We start from the raw sequence: 17,037 nt of genomic DNA, 5'->3' as shown, positions 1-17,037 counted from the left end.
CCATTCACCCCTCATTACTTAAAAAGAAAGGGGAGAAAAGTATAAAGCATAGCTATTAGCTTCATACCTACTCCGCTTTTTGTAATTATTACTCGCCTAATATTCGTGATACTTCATTTCGGTAAGCTTCTAGAGACTTATCGATATCGGCGCCACCACGATTAATTTGTTCTAATGTATTTAACAATTCTTGTCCGAGTCGTTCGTATTCAGGTATTAATGGCAATGGTTGGGTTGCTTCTAGTTGTTCACCGAAAGTACTTACCATCGGGTCGTCAGCTAGAATTGGATCTTCCCAAGCAACAGTATTTGCTGGCAATTCACTATTTGCTTCATACCATTTTACTTGGGTTTCGGGATCTGCCATCCAATTAATAAAATCTAATGCTTGATCGACTTTATCTGAATTATGAAAGACGGTCCAATGAGCGCCTCCCATCATTGATTTATTATTTTCTGCTTTTGGCATGAGGCGAACATCCCATTTTCCTTCAATATCAGGAGCTCTGTCTTTAATCGTTTTGATATCCCATGGACCACTAATGAACATTGGTTTAGAGCCGTCTTCGAAAGCTTGAAAAAATTCCTTACCTTCTCCTGTTTGAGATAACCCCTCATCATAGAATAAGTGATGTAATTTCATCGCTTCTTCAAAGTTTGCATGATCAAAGTTTGCTGCGCCTTCGCCAACCTCATAATTCCACCCGAATTGCCAAGCCAGTACAAAAGGAAATTGTGGATCAGTAGCAGGCAAATCAATTGCATATTGATCATCACCACGATCTGCTAATTGTCTAGAAGCTTCAATCATATCTTCCCATGTTGATGGTCCGTTTGGGTAACCTAAATCACCTAAAATATCTGTACGGTAAAACAATGCTCGGGTATCCACATACCAAGGGATTCCTATCGTTTGTTTTTCAAATTTGGTCGTTTCCACAGCAGATTCATAGAAGTTATCAGCGCTTAGGTTGTCATAATGGGTGATATAGTCACTCAAATCTAAGAACGTTCCCGCCTCAGCAAATTCCGCTACCCAAGTTGTCCCGATTTGCAGCACATCTGGACCCTTTCCAGAAGCAACGGCAGTTAATAATTTATCGTGGGCGTTTTCCCATGGAATTGCTTGGACTTCAACGCTCACTCCAGACTCCTCTTCGAATTCTGTTACAAATTCATCTAAACCTTTTGTCATTGTCCACACAGTAATCGTATTTTCATCGGCTGCACCACTTGATTTACTGCTTGAGGAACAGGCACTTATGAAAACGATAAGAACTAGTAAACAGAATAAGTGAATACTTTTTCTAGTCTTTATCTTCATTTTGCAAACATCCTTTCCTATCGTGGTTTCCAATTTATTATGACATGCTGCTAAGTTTTTTCCTCCCCCCTCACATCTATGAATAAATTATTGAAACGTTTCTACTAAAGTTGAAATCGGTTCCAATAAAACGAGTGAAAAAGGCACTCAATAAAGTGTTATATCTAGTTGTCCAGTAGATTATTTTATGAGATAAATACAAAATTTTATTGAAACGTTTCTACAAATCGATTATAGTTGTCTTTGAAAACGATTGCAAGAATTATTTTTCTTTTCACTATTTTCACTAGACGCGGAGGAGGAACAACCATGGCAATGATAGATGTAGGGGAATTATTGAAACGTATGACAATAGAAGAAAAAGTCGGGCAACTCATGCAGCTGGCTACTCCTTTTTTTAAGGGGGCATCTGATCGTGGGAAAATAACTGGCCCGATGGAGCGAATGAATATTTCCGAACAGATGATAACAAATACTGGATCTGTACTTGGGGCATGGGGAGCAAAGGAAATAAAACAGATACAGCAACAACATTTAGAAGAGAGCCGTCTTGGAATACCACTTTTGTTCATGTCAGATGTTGTACATGGATATCGGACGATATTCCCAGTACCGCTAGCGATAGGATGTTCCTGGGATGTTACATTAGTGGAAAAGAGTGCAGCAATTGCTGCAAAAGAAGCGGCTGTTTCGGGGATTCATGTTACATTTGCCCCGATGGTAGATCTTGTTCGTGATCCAAGATGGGGAAGAGTAATGGAATCAACTGGAGAAGATCCATACTTAAATGGTATTTTTGCTAAAGCACAGGTTAACGGATTTCAAGGAGATGATTTAACTACAAATAAGGAAAGTGTAGCATCGTGTGTTAAACACTTTGCTGCTTATGGAGCGCCAGAGGGTGGTAGAGATTATAATACGGTTAACATGTCGGAAAGGGAATTACGAGAATCGTATTTGCCAGCATATCAAGCAGCTCTGGAGGCAGGCTGTGAAATGGTTATGACAGCATTTAATACGGTGGATGGGATTCCAGCAACAGGAAATAAAAGATTAATGCGAGATTTGTTACGAGATGAATGGGGATTTAATGGAGTACTCATTTCTGATTGGGGAGCTGTTAAAGAACTAATTCCTCATGGAGTTGCCGTCGATGAACAAGAGGCAGCTAAGTTGGCTCTGGAAGCAGGGGTCGACATTGAAATGATGACTACCACGTTTATAAATCATATCCAACTATTAATTGAAAATGGGGAAATAGATGCGAGGTTATTGGATGAAGCGGTTATTCGTATCCTAGAATTAAAAGAAAAGCTAGGGTTGTTTGTAGATCCTTACCGAGGTGCAGATGAGAAGCGGGAACAAGAGGTGCTACGTTGTCAAGAACATTTGCAAACTGCCGAAGAACTAGCGGGAAAATCGTGTGTATTACTAAAAAATGAAGCCGTATTACCCTTGAAAAGGGAACAGAAGATAGCACTTATTGGTCCATTTGCAGACAGTAATGATATCTTGGGACCATGGTCTTTTGTAGGTGATAAAGAAGATGCCATTACAGTGAAGGATGGGATGCTGCAAAAGATCCAACCTGATCAATTGTTAGTTGCCAAGGGGATGGGGGTTGAATCAGGAAAGAAAGCAGATTTAGAAGCAGCGATGGAAAAAGCAAGAGAAGCCGATGTAATCGTGTTAGCTCTAGGAGAAGCTTCCGAGATGAGTGGTGAGGCTGGTTCTCGCTCAAATATCAAATTACCTGCAATACAACTTGAATTAATTGATAGAATCAGGGACTTAGGTAAGCCAATTGTATCCGTCCTGTTTAATGGACGTCCGTTAGATGTAGCTGGATTGGTTGAAAAATCGGATGCGATCTTAGAGGCTTGGTATCCTGGCTCAGAAGGGGGAGCGGCTATTGCATCATTGTTATACGGGGATACCAATCCTTCTGGAAAATTAACCATGTCCTTTCCATATTCTGTTGGACAAATACCGGTTTATTATAATCATTATCATACAGGTCGTCCGAAAGATGCTCCGGATGCGCAAATCAGATATGTATCGCAGTATTTAGATATTCCAAATGAACCTCGCTATCCGTTTGGTTATGGTCTGAGTTATACCACTTATTCGTATGGAGGGTTACAGTTATCGTCCACACAATTACAAGCAGGAGAAAAATTAGTAATCAATGTTACAGTTACCAATACTGGGCAAGTAGCTGGTGAGGAAATTGTTCAGCTGTATATTCAAGATAAGGTGGGACAGGTGGTGCGACCGAAGAAGGAGCTGAAAAGGTTTGAAAGTGTATACTTAACTCCAGGTGAGTCAAAAACATTGACTTTTTCCATTACCGAAGAAGACTTACGCTACCATCATGCAGACCTATCTTATCGTAGTGATGTAGGTGAGTTTATTGTCTTTGTTGGCCCGAATAGTAAAGAAGGATTGGAAGACACCTTTACATTCGTAAAGTAAGTCGAAATTGTCGTATCGTTAAACGAATAAAATAATTCAAATGAACAGGAGTTATCGTTGTCTACATAGACTTTTATAACTCCTATTTATTTTCAGAATTTATTTATTTAACTGAATTTATGTGTTAGTATACGTGAAGAACAATATAAAGTGTGGTAAAACTTTGGATAGATAACGAGAAATAGAGAGACTGCATGTAATATCATAAAGCTGCAGGAAAGCTAGGAAATCTTTACGAAGTAGTTTCTGAGATGGGAGGATGAAGATATCGATATGGTTCACAACAAATTACAAAAAATTTGGTATGGCGGGGATTACAATCCAGAACAATGGGATGAAGCAACCTGGGATGAAGATATTCGAATGTTTAAGCTTGCAGGAATAGATGTAGCAACAATCAATGTGTTTTCTTGGGCAATCGTTCAGAGAGGTGAAGATACATATGATTTTACGTTTTTAGATGAAATGATGGAGAAGTTATATAAAAATGGGGTCTATGTATGCCTTGCTACTGGCACAGGTGCACATCCTGCATGGATGGCAAAAACATATACGGATATTTTAAGGACAGATTTTGATGGAAGGAAAAGGAAGTTTGGGGGACGTCATAATTCTTGTCCAAACAGCCCAACTTACCGTAAGTACGCAAGTAGAATGGCAGAAAAGCTGGCAAATCGGTACCAAAATCATCCTGCATTGGTACTTTGGCATGTTTCCAATGAATATGGTGGCTATTGTTATTGTGATAACTGCACAACCGCTTTTCGGCAATGGTTAAAAAGGAAGTATGATTCATTACAGGCTGTAAATAAAGCTTGGAATACAAATTTTTGGGGGCATACGTTTTATGATTGGGATGAAATTGTCCTACCGAACGGTTTAAGCGAAGAATGGGGGAGTGGTAGAAATACAAATTTTCAAGGGATCTCACTCGATTATCGAAGATTCCAATCTGATAGTTTATTAACGTGCTATAAGTTGGAAAGAGATGCCATTCGGAAACATGATCAGCAGATACCAATTACGACTAATTTGATGGGATTATATGAAGAGTTGGACTATTTCTCATGGGCAAAGGAAATGGATGTTATATCATGGGATAATTATCCTTCCATAGATACACCGGAGAGTCTGACCGCAATGACACATGATTTGATGCGTGGGTTAAAAAGTGGGCAACCGTTTCTCTTAATGGAACAAACACCAAGTCAGCAAAATTGGCAGCCTTATAATAGTTTGAAGCGGCCAGGAGTTATGCGTCTTTGGAGCTATCAAGCAGTAGCTCACGGAGCAGATTCCGTCTTGTTCTTCCAATTACGTAGGTCTGTTGGCGCTACTGAAAAATTTCACGGGGCAGTAATTGAACATGTTGGTCATGAACATACGCGTGTGTTTAAGGAAACATCTAAGCTTGGAAATGAACTAATGAAGTTAGATAATCGAATTATTGGATCACGAGTAACCGCCAAAGTGGCTATTGTATTTGATTGGGAGAATCGTTGGGGTGTTCACTTATCAAGTGGACCGTCTGTTGCATTAGATTATGTAACAGAAGTGCATAAATATTATGAAGTGTTCTATGACAACAATATTCCTATAGATTTAATTGGCACCGATGAGAATCTAGAAAACTACGATGTCGTCATTGCACCGGTATTGTATATGATTAAAGAGGGATATGCGACAAAAGTGGAAGAATTTGTAGAACACGGTGGAACGTTTATTACGACGTTTTTTAGTGGAATTGTTAATGAGAATGATTTAGTCACTCTGGGGGGGTATCCTGGCCAACTTCGCAATTTACTTGGAATTTGGGTAGAAGAAATTGATGCATTACCGCCAAATCAAAAAAATCAAATTGTAATGAAGAAGTCGTGGGGAAAACTAGAAGGATCCTATACGTGCAATCTATTGTTTGATTTGTTGCATACAGAAGGAGCGGAAGTTCTCGCTAGCTACGGCTCTGATTTTTATCGGGGAATGCCAGTGGTTACTAAAAATCACTATGGTAATGGAGAAGCTTTTTATATTGCTTCTAGTCCGGATAAAGAATTTTTATCAGGATTTCTAAAGAATATATGTGCAGAAAAAGCAATTACCCCATTAGTGAAAACAAAACCTGGGGTTGAAGTGACGAAGCGTGAAATGGGGGAAACGGCTTATTTGTTTGTACTAAATCACCAAAATCATCCTGCCTACTTTGATTTAGGAGAGATCCAGGCAGTTGATTTATTATCTGGAAGTACGTTTACCGGAGAATGTAGCATTGATGCAAAAGACGTCCTGGTTTTGCAGCAAAGTACGAAGGTGAACTGAGGGGATAAGCAATCAATCGGTTAGTGAAAGAAATCATTATAATCATTGAAAAATATCGATGTTAATAAATATGGGATAGGATCCGGTTAGGTATTTGGAGGTGGCAAACAGTGGGTAAAAAACGGCTGTTGTTTATTGGTGATAGTATTACCGAATGGGGAATACAGGATGATCCTGAAAGGATTGGCGTAAATTATGTACGCCTCATACATGATTATTTACGTATAACCTATTCGGATAGAAACTTTGAAATCATAAATAAGGGAATTGGTGGTAATCGTATTGTCGATTTAGCAGCGAGATGGGAGGAAGACGTGCTGCAACTATCTCCAGATCTTATTTCCATTTCGATTGGAATCAATGATGTATGGCGACAATTGGATCAACCGAATATAGAACAGGTTTTTCCTAAGCATTTCGCTGCTATCTATGAACAGCTTATTGAACGGGTAAAGGATGGATGTGGATCAAAGATTGTTTTAATGGAACCTACTATCATTGAAGAAGATGAACAGTCGTCAGGTAATCAAAAGTTAAAAGAATATGTAGAAATCGTTCGTCGTCTTGGTGATAAATATGATGCAAGTATTGTACCGACTCATCAAGTGTTTTTGGATTATATTCAAAAACGAAATGGATATCATCTAACAATTGATGGTGTCCATATGAATGCAAGAGGCAATTTGTTAATGGCTAAAACGTGGTTAGAATCAGCAAAATCTACATGTTCAGCGTTATTTATAGCTAGATGATAAATAGATATGTTAAGTAATTGGGCATGGAGTATTGTAAGCCATGCTTTTTTTGTGAGTAAAAATTGGAAATAATATAACTAACATGTTATTCGAGAAGAAGAAATTCTAAAAACATTCATTGATCATACGTACAACTTATAATAAGATAAAGATATAAAAAAGTTTATACGTACCAATTTCAGGGGGTGGTTATCCCTATTAGTTGTAGATTGAGAAAGGATTTATTAAGCATACTGCTACATAATGAACAGATGTTATTCGAACAAAGTTAAGGGAATAGGAAATAAAATTAATCTATGGTATCCTTGGCTTATACGAATAAGCTGAGGTGGTTTCATGGAAACAAAGTACAATAAAGTAAAAAGGGCAATTCAATCAAATATTATGGATGGAACCTATACAGCCCATCAAAAAATCAGCTCCGAAAGTGAACTTATGAAGCAGTTTAGCGTAAGTCGTCACACTGTTAGGCTGGCTATCGGGGATCTAGTAGCGAAAGGGTGGCTTTATAGGGAACAAGGATCTGGTACATTCTGTGCGGATAGAAGTACAGCAGAGGAAGGTAAACAAGCAATGGATTCCAAAAACATTGCAATTGTAACCACTTATATTTCTGATTATATCTTTCCATCTATCATCCGAGGTGCAGAATCACGACTGAGTCAAGAAGGATATCAAGTAAGTATTTTTAGTACGAATAACGACCATCATAAAGAGCGAGATATTTTAGAAAAAATACTTTCCCAATCATTTGATGGAGTAATCGTGGAGCCTACTAGAAGTGCGTATTCAAATCCAAATATTAATTATTACCTTAATCTTGAGCGTTTGGGCATTCCATATATTATGATTAATGCATATTATGACGAGCTGGAGCCAACCCGTTTAGTTATGGATGATGAAAGGGGCGGCTATTTACAAACGGAACACTTAATCCAATTAGGGCATACAGAAATTGCTGGGTTATTTAAGACAGATGATACGCAAGGTACGAAACGGATGAAGGGATTTTTAAAGGCGCACCGTAAATATGGCATCCCGTTAAACCCTAAAAATATTATTACCTATAATACGGAAGAAAAGCATACGAAGCCTGGTACTGAATTGGAAAATTTGCTAACGGCAACGGCAGATATAACGGGTTTGGTATGTTATAACGATGAATTGGCCATTAATGTGTTGAATGTATTGCGAAGTAAAGGTCTGAAAGTACCTACTAATTTATCCGTGGTTGGTTATGATGACTCCTTCTTAACAGAGGTATCGGAAGTAAAGTTAACTTCTGTCGCTCATCCAAAAAGCGAAATGGGAAAAGCTGCAGCCGACACCATTCTTGAGCTAATTAAAGGGAAAGAAATGGTGAAAGGGAATGCTTCCAGCCAAGTAGAGTCCATTATTTATGAGCCAAAACTTATATTAAGAGGGTCCACAAAAGAATTACAATCCATTGAAATAACATCTTAATACTTGGCCGTCTTGTTTTTAATAAGATGGCTTTTTTAAAATAATTAGAAAGCGGTATCATGATGAATAGGAGGTAGAATAAATGATAGTAAAAGATATTCATCCCGTACGTCTATCCTCGACTGTAGGTAATAAACCTGAACTACCACCAAAAGTGAATGTCAGCTTAGACGAGGGACAAGTGGTAGAAATAAAGGTAGATTGGGAACATGTAGATACATGGAAATATCAACAGAAAGGCGAATTTGAAGTAAAAGGAAAACTAAGCTATAAGCAATATCCAAGACCACTTATCGAGCAACGTGCAGATCCCTATATTTATTTAAACCATGATGGATATTATTATTTTACTGGATCACATCCTTTGTATGACCGTATCGTCCTACGCAGGGCGAAGAAAATAGAAGATTTGCCTAAAGTGAAAGAAGCAACCGTCTGGGAAAAGCATCAAAGCGGTATCATGTCAGAGCATATCTGGGCTCCTGAGATTCATTATATCAATGGAAGATGGTATATCTATTTTGCGGCAGGTGATAAAGATGATGTTTGGGCCATACGTCCTTATGTGCTAGAAAATACGTCAACTAACCCGCTAGAAGGAAAATGGGTTGAAAAGGGGCAAATAAATACGGAGTTTCAAAGTTTTTCCTTAGATGCAACCACGTTCGAGCACCAAGGAATTAGATATCTCGTATGGGCACAAAAAGTGAATAACGATACCATATCTAATTTATACATAGCTAAAATGGAGAATCCATGGACAATCACAGGGGAACAAGTTTTACTAGCAACACCGGATTATTCATGGGAACAAGCTGGATTTGAGGTAAACGAAGGGCCAGCTGTGCTAAAAAGAAATGGTCGTATTTTTATTGCATATTCTGCCAGTGCAACCGATGACCGCTATGCGATAGGACTTCTTACCGCTGATGAAACTAGCAATCTATTAGACGAAAAAGCTTGGACCAAAACTGCCAAACCAGTATTTATTTCTAATAAGAAACAAAAACAATATGGCCCAGGTCACAATAGCTTCACCACCGATGAAACAGGTGATGATTTGCTGGTTTATCATGCTAGGCCATATAAACAAATAAGTGGTAATCCCTTATATGATCATAATCGGCATGCTCGCGTTCAACCGTTATTATGGAAGTCAGATGGGACACCATACTTTGGGGTTCCTGGTGATATTTTAAAAGGAAAGCAAGAAGCCGTAGCTAAAGTGGAGGTAATATAAGGACGAATGTATACTACGGGTTATCAAATGGCGTTGATAACCCATTTTTGTGCAATTGGATAATTCAAAATTTGTATTGTACGTATAAGTTTTTAAGTTTTAATCATTCACTTATTGACTAGTTTTTAGAAAGGTGGTACTATTTTAATAATTATTAAAATAGTACCCAAGTTAATACCGCTATAGCAATATCCAAACATGTTCGTACAATATGTTAAGTGAAATGAATGCGCTGTCAAAATTGACATCTTTATCATTTATAAAGGAGGCTGGATGAAATTGCTAGGCAATATGTTGCTATTACTTGAAAGCGCTTTAAAACAAAAGGGGGAATATTTGTGAAAAAGCTATTTTATTTGTTAATTTTTGCAGTGATGGCACTACTCACAGCATGTAGTGGAAGTGGAGAATCCGCTAGTAGCGAAGCAGAAGAAACGGAAATAATTGGGGATGATATTGAAGGGGCTACAGAATTAACTTATTGGACGTTTGTAGGGCAACATGTTGATTTATTTAGAGATGCAGCTAACAGGTGGAACGAAGAAAACCCTGATCGTCCAATTAAGTTGACAGCCGAGACTTACCCATATGACCAAATGCATAATAATTTACTGCTTGCTTTACAGTCAGGGAAAGGTGCACCCGATATTGCTGATATTGAACTTAGTCGATATGCAAATTATCTTCAAGGAGAGCCACAGTTAGAGCCAATGAATGAATATGTTGAACCAGTCTTAGAAGAGTCTGTAACGTCACGTTTTGAACTATATGCAAAAGATGGAAATTATTATGGGATACCTACCCATGTTGGAGCAACTGTGATGTACTATAATACTGAAATTATGGATCAAGCTGGTGTGGACATTGACGAGATTAAGACCTGGGATGATTTTGTAGAAGCTGGCAAGAAGGTGGTAGAGAATACCGACTCTGTAATGTGGAATGTTGGGACTGGAGATTTTTTAATGGACTTTTGGCCGATGATTTCCCAGCAGAACTCTGATTTTTTTAATGAGGACGGAGAGGTAATACTCGACAATGAAACAAATAGTAAAACACTTCAATTCTTACATGATATTATTTATGAAGAAAATATTGCGGAATTAACTCCAGGTGCTATGAATCAATCGGAAGAATTTTATGGTTATATGAACGATGGAGGCGCTGCTTCCATTCTTGCTCCATTATGGTATATGGGTAGATTTATCGATAATATGCCTGATCTAGAAGGTAAGATTGCAATTAGACCAATGCCTGCATGGGAAGATGGAGGAAATCGATCTGCTGGTATGGGAGGTACTGGGACAGTTGTAACAAACCAAACAGAAGAAGCGGAATTGGCTAAAGAGTTTCTCGCTTTTACAAAGCTATCTGAAGAAGGAAATAAGAATCTTTGGACTGTTTTAGGTTTTGATCCTCCTCGATGGAATGTATGGGAAAGTGAAGCAGTAAGACAAGATAACAAGTATTACCACTATTTTGGAACAGGAATCTTTGATACACTCCTTGATTTGAAAGATGAAATTAATGAGTTAAACATTACAGAATATACACCAGATGTTTCTACAGAATATAATACGACTATAGCTGAAAACGTACTTAGACAACAAGCCCAATCGCCTGAAGAAGCATTGAAGCAAGCAGCTGATAAAATTCGAGATATGAAATAACCGTTAAAAAGGAGAGTAAGGAGGAGCTTGCTTTCCTTTTTTTGCAAAATTTATTTTAATAATATAAATTATTGTAATATTATATCAAATCAGCTATACTCGACATATACGTACCAATTATTATTTTTGATATATATGTACGTATATGATGTTTTGCAAGCGGATTAACCTTAAAAATGATGGGTGGAGGGATAAAGCATGTCGAATGTTCGGAAGGCAAAGATGGTCTTGGATAAAAGCTACATAATAGCGCAAGTAGATAATCGTATTTATGGTTCCTTTATTGAGCATCTGGGGAGGGCAGTATATGGAGGAATTTATGAACCTAATCACCCCGAGGCAGATAAGCATGGGTTTCGTAAAGATGTGATGGAGCTTGTAAAAGGGCTTCAAGTTCCTATTATTCGCTACCCTGGGGGGAATATGGTTTCTGGGTATAATTGGGAAGACGGAGTTGGTCCGAAAGAAGATCGCCCCCGAAGACTTGAGCTTGCATGGCAAACCATTGAAACAAATCAATTCGGTTTGAATGAATTTGTAGAATGGTCTAAAAAAGTCAATGCTGAAGTAATGATGGCAGTTAATCTAGGAACTAGAGGTATGGATGCAGCACGGAATCTAATTGAGTATACGAATCACCCTGGTGGTACCTATTGGAGTGAACAAAGAAAATCACATGGCTACAAAAATCCTCATGCTATCAAGACGTGGTGTCTTGGCAATGAAATGGATGGTCCATGGCAAATTGGTCAGAAGACGCCGTATGAATACGGGAGAATTGCTAAGGAGACGGGAAAAGTGATGAAGCTAGTTGATCCAGATATTGAATTAGTAGCTTGTGGGAGCTCAAATACAAGCATGCCTAGCTTTCCTGAATATGAAGCAACAACATTAGACATTGCCTATGAAGAAATTGATTATATATCCTTACACCAATATTATGGCAATAACTCTAATGACACAGCCAATTATTTAGCAAAAAGTTTAGATATGGACCATTTTATTCATACAGTAACTTCAACTTGCGATTACATAAAAGCAAAACATCGTAGCAAAAAAACGATTCATTTAAGCTTTGACGAATGGAATGTTTGGTATCACTCGAGAGAGCAAGATAAGAAGATTAATCATTGGCAAATTGCCCCTCCTCAATTAGAAGATGTCTATAATTTTGAAGATGCTTTGCTTGTAGGTAGCATGTTAATTACTTTCTTGAATCATGCTGATCGTGTGAAAATGGCTTGCATGGCTCAGCTTGTAAATGTCATTGCCCCCATTATGACGGAAAATAATGGCCGCGCATGGAAACAAACCATTTATTATCCATACATGTACACATCTAAATACGGTAGGGGGCATTCCATCAAACCAATATTATCTTCTCCAAGGTATGACAGTAAAGACTTTACGGATGTACCGTATATCGATAGTGCAGCAGTATTTAATGAGGAAAAAGAAGAGTTGGTTATCTTTATCGTAAATAAAAACGTACATGATTCGATCTATTTAAGTACGGATATTAGAAGTTTTGAAGGCTATGCGGTTGTTGAGCATGTTGTATTGGAGCACGAAAATTTAAAGGCAGTAAATACATCAACAGGTGAAGAGGTGAGGCCTCATAAGAGCGGAGCATCTATCCTGAATGATGGTTTATTGGAAACCCGTTTAACAAAAGCATCTTGGAATATGATCCGTATTCAAAATGTAACCGCTTAAAATATTGGAATAGAGGAGGTTTTACCATGGCATCGTCATCTGCATCTGATCAATCTCAGTTACAATTAGAGACGGAGGAGTACCGTTCACCGTTATCCCCAAATAAAGATCCTAAATATAAAAAGAATAAAAGAGGTCCAAATAAGTTCTTTAAGCTATTAAATTCAAAGAAAGTAGTTCCATATGTATTTATATCACCGTTTATCATTACTTTTTTAATACTGACTCTTTATCCTGCCATTCAAGGAATCATCATGAGTTTTCAAAGTGTATTACCCGGACAAGTTTCGTTTATTGGGTTGGAGAATTATTCACGTATTACAAACGGTACGTTTTATAAGGCTCTAACGAATACAACCATATATGTGGTCCTGACAGTTATTATATTAACCGTTATTCCTATACTACTGGCGGTCTTTTTAGATTCTAAATTAATTAAAATGAAGACTTTCCTGCGCGCATCCTTTTTTATCCCTGCACTTACGTCAACAATTGTTGGTGGTATGATATTTCGATTAATGTTTGGTGAGCAAGATACAGCAGTAGCAAATCAAATACTAAACTTCTTGGGTATGGACGCTGTTAATTGGCGATTTAATGCCATATCAGGCATGTTTTTAATGGTTTTGTTAGCATCATGGCGTTGGATTGGTGTTAACATGTTATATTTCTTGGCAGCATTACAAAATGTACCGTCTGAATTATATGAAGCAGCGAAAATTGATGGAGCATCGAAAGTTCAACAATTTTGGTATGTTACATTACCACAGCTCAAGCCGATCGTTATATTTGTTATGACGATCACAATTATTAATGGGTTTAGAATGTTTGAAGAAAGCTTTGTGTTTTGGGAAGCGGGTTCACCAGGCAATATTGGACTAACCGTTGTCGGCTATATCTATCAGCAAGGTATTCAGCAGAATGATATGGGGTTTGGAGCTGCAGTCGGAGTAATTTTAATGCTTATCATTTTTGTTGTTAGTATTATTAACCTGTTGGTAACTGGAGCCTTTAAAAGAGGAGATGAGTAAATGAGTAAGCAAAACCACGCCATAGTGAAATGGATCGTAAATATTGGTTTTATTATTTTTGCGTTAATTGCACTTTTTCCAATTATTAGTCTTGTTATATCGTCATTTATGCCTTCTTCTGAACTAATGAGAAACGGAATTTCATTTAATATAACAATGGAGAAGTTACAATTAGATAACTATACCTACATCTTTTCACAGGCACCTGAATATTGGGCATGGTATGGCAATAGTCTAATTATTTCGGTTGTAACGATCGTACTTTCACTCTTTTTTTCTTCCATGGTAGGTTATGCATTAGCTTTATACAACTTCAAAGGGAGAAATTTCTTTTTCATCCTTGTGTTATTTATTTTAATGGTGCCATTTGAAATTCTTATGCTGCCACTATTTCAATTAATGATAAATACACAACTGGTGGACACATATTTTGCTGTGATTTTACCAATGGTCGTTGCACCAGTTGCTGTCTTTTTCTTTAGACAATATGCATTAGGATTACCTAAAGAGTTAATGGACGCAGCACGTATCGATGGTACAACAGAATATGGAATATTTTTCAAGATTATGCTTCCGTTAATGGGACCTTCCCTTGCAGCGATGGCCATTTTACAAGGGCTTAGTAGTTGGAATAATTTCTTATGGCCATTACTTGTCCTCCGTTCAAACGATATGTTTACTTTACCCATCGGTTTAGCTACATTATTGACACCTTATGGAAATAATTATGATGTATTAATTGCAGGTTCGGTAATGACCATTATTCCGATTATTATTCTATTTATCTTCTTCCAACGCTATTTTGTTTCGGGACTAACAGTTGGAGGAGTTAAAGGATAATAAAAGCGCACCACTTAATGAATGAAGAAAAGGAGGTTTGAGGGTGAATCCAAATGGAATAGTAACGACTTTAGAGAAAGTGATGAACTGGATTAGTAGATTCGCAGTTGTGAATTTCCTCTGGCTGCTTTATTCACTGATGGGACTATTTGTTGCTGGAGTGTTTCCGGCTACTGTCGCAGCCTTAGGAGTTTCTCGTAAATGGATAGCTGGTAATAAGGAGATTCCTATTTGGAGAACGTTTAAAGAAGTATATTTTAAAGAATTTGCAGCAGCTAATGTATTGGGGTGGATTTTAACAGCAATTGGTACCGTGCTTTTTTTGAATTATAAGGTATTACAAGTGCGCCAGGAGGAAGTTGTGTTTATGGTACCTTTTGCTTTCTATTTTGTAGTAATTGTTTACTGTTTGGTTGTTATTTGGAGTTTCCCCCTCCTTGCTCATTATCAAACCAGTATCTATCAATATATGAAACATGCGTTCATCATTGGATTATCAAAAGTACATATTACGTTGGGGATCTTTGTTACTAGCTTTGGTTTAATTTATCTATCGATTTCCTATCCTGCATTTCTACCACTCCTATTTTTTAGTGTTTTTGCATTTAGTTGGATGTGGGGAGCGATGTATGTTTTCTCTCAAATGGATACAGCCAATGTATAAGAAGAAAGATTTTTTAAAAAGGAGATGGTTGCTTTGAACAAAATCATTATCAATGGGGATATACATGAAGGAGTCATTCACAAAAACATATATGGGCATTTCGCAGAGCATCTGGGAAGGGGGATATACGAAGGGATTTGGGTTGGAGAGGACTCGCCTATTCCCAATACACAAGGAATTCGAAATGATGTATTACAGGCATTAAAACAGTTGAATATTCCTGTTTTGCGATGGCCTGGTGGCTGTTTTGCAGATGAATACCATTGGAAAGATGGCGTTGGCCCATATGAAGATCGTAAGCGTATGGTAAATACGCACTGGGGTGGTGTGGTTGAGAACAACTACTTTGGGACACATGAATTTATGATGCTTTGTGACATGCTTGGAGCGGAACCGTATATTTGTGGGAATGTTGGCAGTGGAACGGTCCAGGAAATGTCGGAATGGGTAGAGTACATGACATTTGATGGGGAATCACCAATGACAAATTGGCGTAAAGAAAACGGAAAAATGGCACCTTGGAAGCTGACATATTTTGGTGTAGGCAATGAAAATTGGGGTTGTGGCGGGAATATGCGCCCCGAATATTATGCTGATCTATACCGTCAGTATCAGACATATTGTCGTAATTATAATGATAATACATTATACAAAATTGCTGGGGGAGCTAATGTTGATGATTTTCATTGGACTGAGGTGTTAATGCGTGATGCAGCACCTTTTATGGATGGCCTAAGTTTACATTATTATGTACATCCTGGTGGATTTGAAAAAAAGGGTTCAGCTGTTAATTTTACGAAAGAAGAATGGAAGGTCACGATGCAGAAAGCATGGTTTATCGAAAAACTGATTAGGAAACATGGTACTATTATGGATAAATATGATCCGAATAAACGAATAGGTATGATTATTGACGAATGGGGAGCTTGGTATGATGCGGAACCAGGTACAAATCCTGGGTTTCTTTATCAACAGAATACGATTCGTGATGCGCTTGTTGCAGGTGTTTCCTTAAATATCTTTAACCAGCATAATGATCGTGTGCGAATGGCTAATATTGCGCAAACCGTAAATGTTATTCAGGCCATGGTATTAACAGAAGGGGATAAGATGTTACGAACGCCAACATATCATGTGTTCGATATGTTTCAGGTGCATCAAGATGCTAAAAAGCTAAGTCTTGATATTGTTTCTGAGGAAGTTGAGGTTGGCGATGAAAGGTATTCGAAACTAAGCGCATCCGCATCAGAGGCAAAGGATGGAACTATTCATATCAGCTTATGTAATTTAGATACAGATGAATCAGCTAATACCACCCTTCACATCCGTGGATCCGATATGACCACCGCTACTGGAAGGGTTCTGACTGCAAAGGAAATGAATGCTAGAAATACCTTTGAATCACCCGAGACAGTTAAACCAACTGCATTCACCTCATATAAACGGAAAGGCAATTTCCTCCAATTGGAATTACCACCGATGTCCGTCGTAGTATTGGCTCTAAACTAAATATTCAATAAGGAACGGATGATTTAATTTAGA

Annotated in this window: 12 protein-coding genes; 11 read left to right on the top strand and 1 reads right to left on the bottom strand. The window is 37.9% G+C overall.

Annotated elements, in window-relative coordinates:
- Positions 1-88: 88 nt before the first annotated feature.
- Positions 89-1,324 (bottom strand): extracellular solute-binding protein, encoded by a 1,236-nt coding sequence (locus M948_RS27890; RefSeq protein WP_021289707.1) that lies wholly within the window; start codon positions 1,322-1,324, stop codon positions 89-91.
- Positions 1,325-1,633: 309 nt separating this feature from the next.
- Here M948_RS27890 and bglX point away from each other — a divergent pair, with 309 nt between their 5' ends.
- The 11 genes from bglX to M948_RS27835 all read left to right on the top strand — a co-directional run bounded on the left by bglX (position 1,634) and on the right by M948_RS27835 (position 17,004).
- Entirely contained in the window at positions 1,634-3,799 is a 2,166-nt protein-coding gene (gene bglX, locus M948_RS27885; RefSeq protein ID WP_021289706.1) for a beta-glucosidase BglX, read from the top strand.
- A gap of 273 nt (positions 3,800-4,072) precedes the next feature.
- Positions 4,073-6,115 (top strand): beta-galactosidase, encoded by a 2,043-nt coding sequence (locus tag M948_RS27880; protein ID WP_021289705.1) that lies wholly within the window; start codon positions 4,073-4,075, stop codon positions 6,113-6,115.
- Between the two features lie 110 nt (positions 6,116-6,225).
- Positions 6,226-6,867, top strand: coding sequence for an SGNH/GDSL hydrolase family protein (locus tag M948_RS27875; RefSeq protein ID WP_021289704.1), 642 nt, complete (start codon positions 6,226-6,228; stop codon positions 6,865-6,867).
- A 339-nt stretch (positions 6,868-7,206) separates the two neighbouring features.
- Entirely contained in the window at positions 7,207-8,334 is a 1,128-nt protein-coding gene (locus M948_RS27870; RefSeq protein ID WP_021289703.1) for a GntR family transcriptional regulator, read from the top strand.
- Between the two features lie 82 nt (positions 8,335-8,416).
- A complete protein-coding gene (locus M948_RS27865; RefSeq protein WP_021289702.1) occupies positions 8,417-9,574 on the top strand; it encodes a family 43 glycosylhydrolase in 1,158 nt (385 codons plus the stop codon).
- 338 nt (positions 9,575-9,912) lie between these two features.
- A complete protein-coding gene (locus M948_RS27860; protein WP_021289701.1) occupies positions 9,913-11,244 on the top strand; it encodes an ABC transporter substrate-binding protein in 1,332 nt (443 codons plus the stop codon).
- 198 nt (positions 11,245-11,442) lie between these two features.
- Positions 11,443-12,960, top strand: a complete 1,518-nt coding sequence (locus tag M948_RS27855; RefSeq protein ID WP_021289700.1) for an arabinosylfuranosidase ArfA — start codon at positions 11,443-11,445, stop codon at positions 12,958-12,960.
- 26 nt (positions 12,961-12,986) lie between these two features.
- Positions 12,987-13,991, top strand: a complete 1,005-nt coding sequence (locus M948_RS27850) for a carbohydrate ABC transporter permease (protein ID WP_021289699.1) — start codon at positions 12,987-12,989, stop codon at positions 13,989-13,991.
- On the top strand, positions 13,992-14,831 hold the full coding sequence (locus M948_RS27845; protein ID WP_021289698.1) for a carbohydrate ABC transporter permease: 840 nt from the start codon (positions 13,992-13,994) through the stop codon (positions 14,829-14,831).
- Between the two features lie 43 nt (positions 14,832-14,874).
- On the top strand, positions 14,875-15,495 hold the full coding sequence (locus M948_RS27840) for a YesL family protein (protein WP_021289697.1): 621 nt from the start codon (positions 14,875-14,877) through the stop codon (positions 15,493-15,495).
- Positions 15,496-15,528: 33 nt separating this feature from the next.
- Positions 15,529-17,004, top strand: a complete 1,476-nt coding sequence (locus M948_RS27835; RefSeq protein WP_021289696.1) for an alpha-N-arabinofuranosidase — start codon at positions 15,529-15,531, stop codon at positions 17,002-17,004.
- The last annotated feature ends 33 nt before the right edge of the window (positions 17,005-17,037 follow it).

It is taken from the genome of Virgibacillus sp. CM-4, assembly GCF_000445495.1.
Lineage (GTDB): Bacteria > Bacillota > Bacilli > Bacillales > Amphibacillaceae > Virgibacillus > Virgibacillus salexigens.
The sequence above is the reverse complement of the archived record's forward strand: the minus strand, read 5'-3'. Positions and strand labels throughout refer to the sequence as shown.

Coding starts and splice junctions, on each gene's coding strand:
- M948_RS27845 (WP_021289698.1), top strand. CDS start 13,992: ATGAGTAAGCAAAACCACGCCATAGTGAAATGGATCGTAAATATTGGT.
- M948_RS27855 (WP_021289700.1), top strand. CDS start 11,443: ATGTCGAATGTTCGGAAGGCAAAGATGGTCTTGGATAAAAGCTACATA.
- M948_RS27880 (WP_021289705.1), top strand. CDS start 4,073: ATGGTTCACAACAAATTACAAAAAATTTGGTATGGCGGGGATTACAAT.
- M948_RS27865 (WP_021289702.1), top strand. CDS start 8,417: ATGATAGTAAAAGATATTCATCCCGTACGTCTATCCTCGACTGTAGGT.
- M948_RS27890 (WP_021289707.1), bottom strand. CDS start 1,324: ATGAAGATAAAGACTAGAAAAAGTATTCACTTATTCTGTTTACTAGTT.
- M948_RS27850 (WP_021289699.1), top strand. CDS start 12,987: ATGGCATCGTCATCTGCATCTGATCAATCTCAGTTACAATTAGAGACG.
- bglX (WP_021289706.1), top strand. CDS start 1,634: ATGGCAATGATAGATGTAGGGGAATTATTGAAACGTATGACAATAGAA.
- M948_RS27870 (WP_021289703.1), top strand. CDS start 7,207: ATGGAAACAAAGTACAATAAAGTAAAAAGGGCAATTCAATCAAATATT.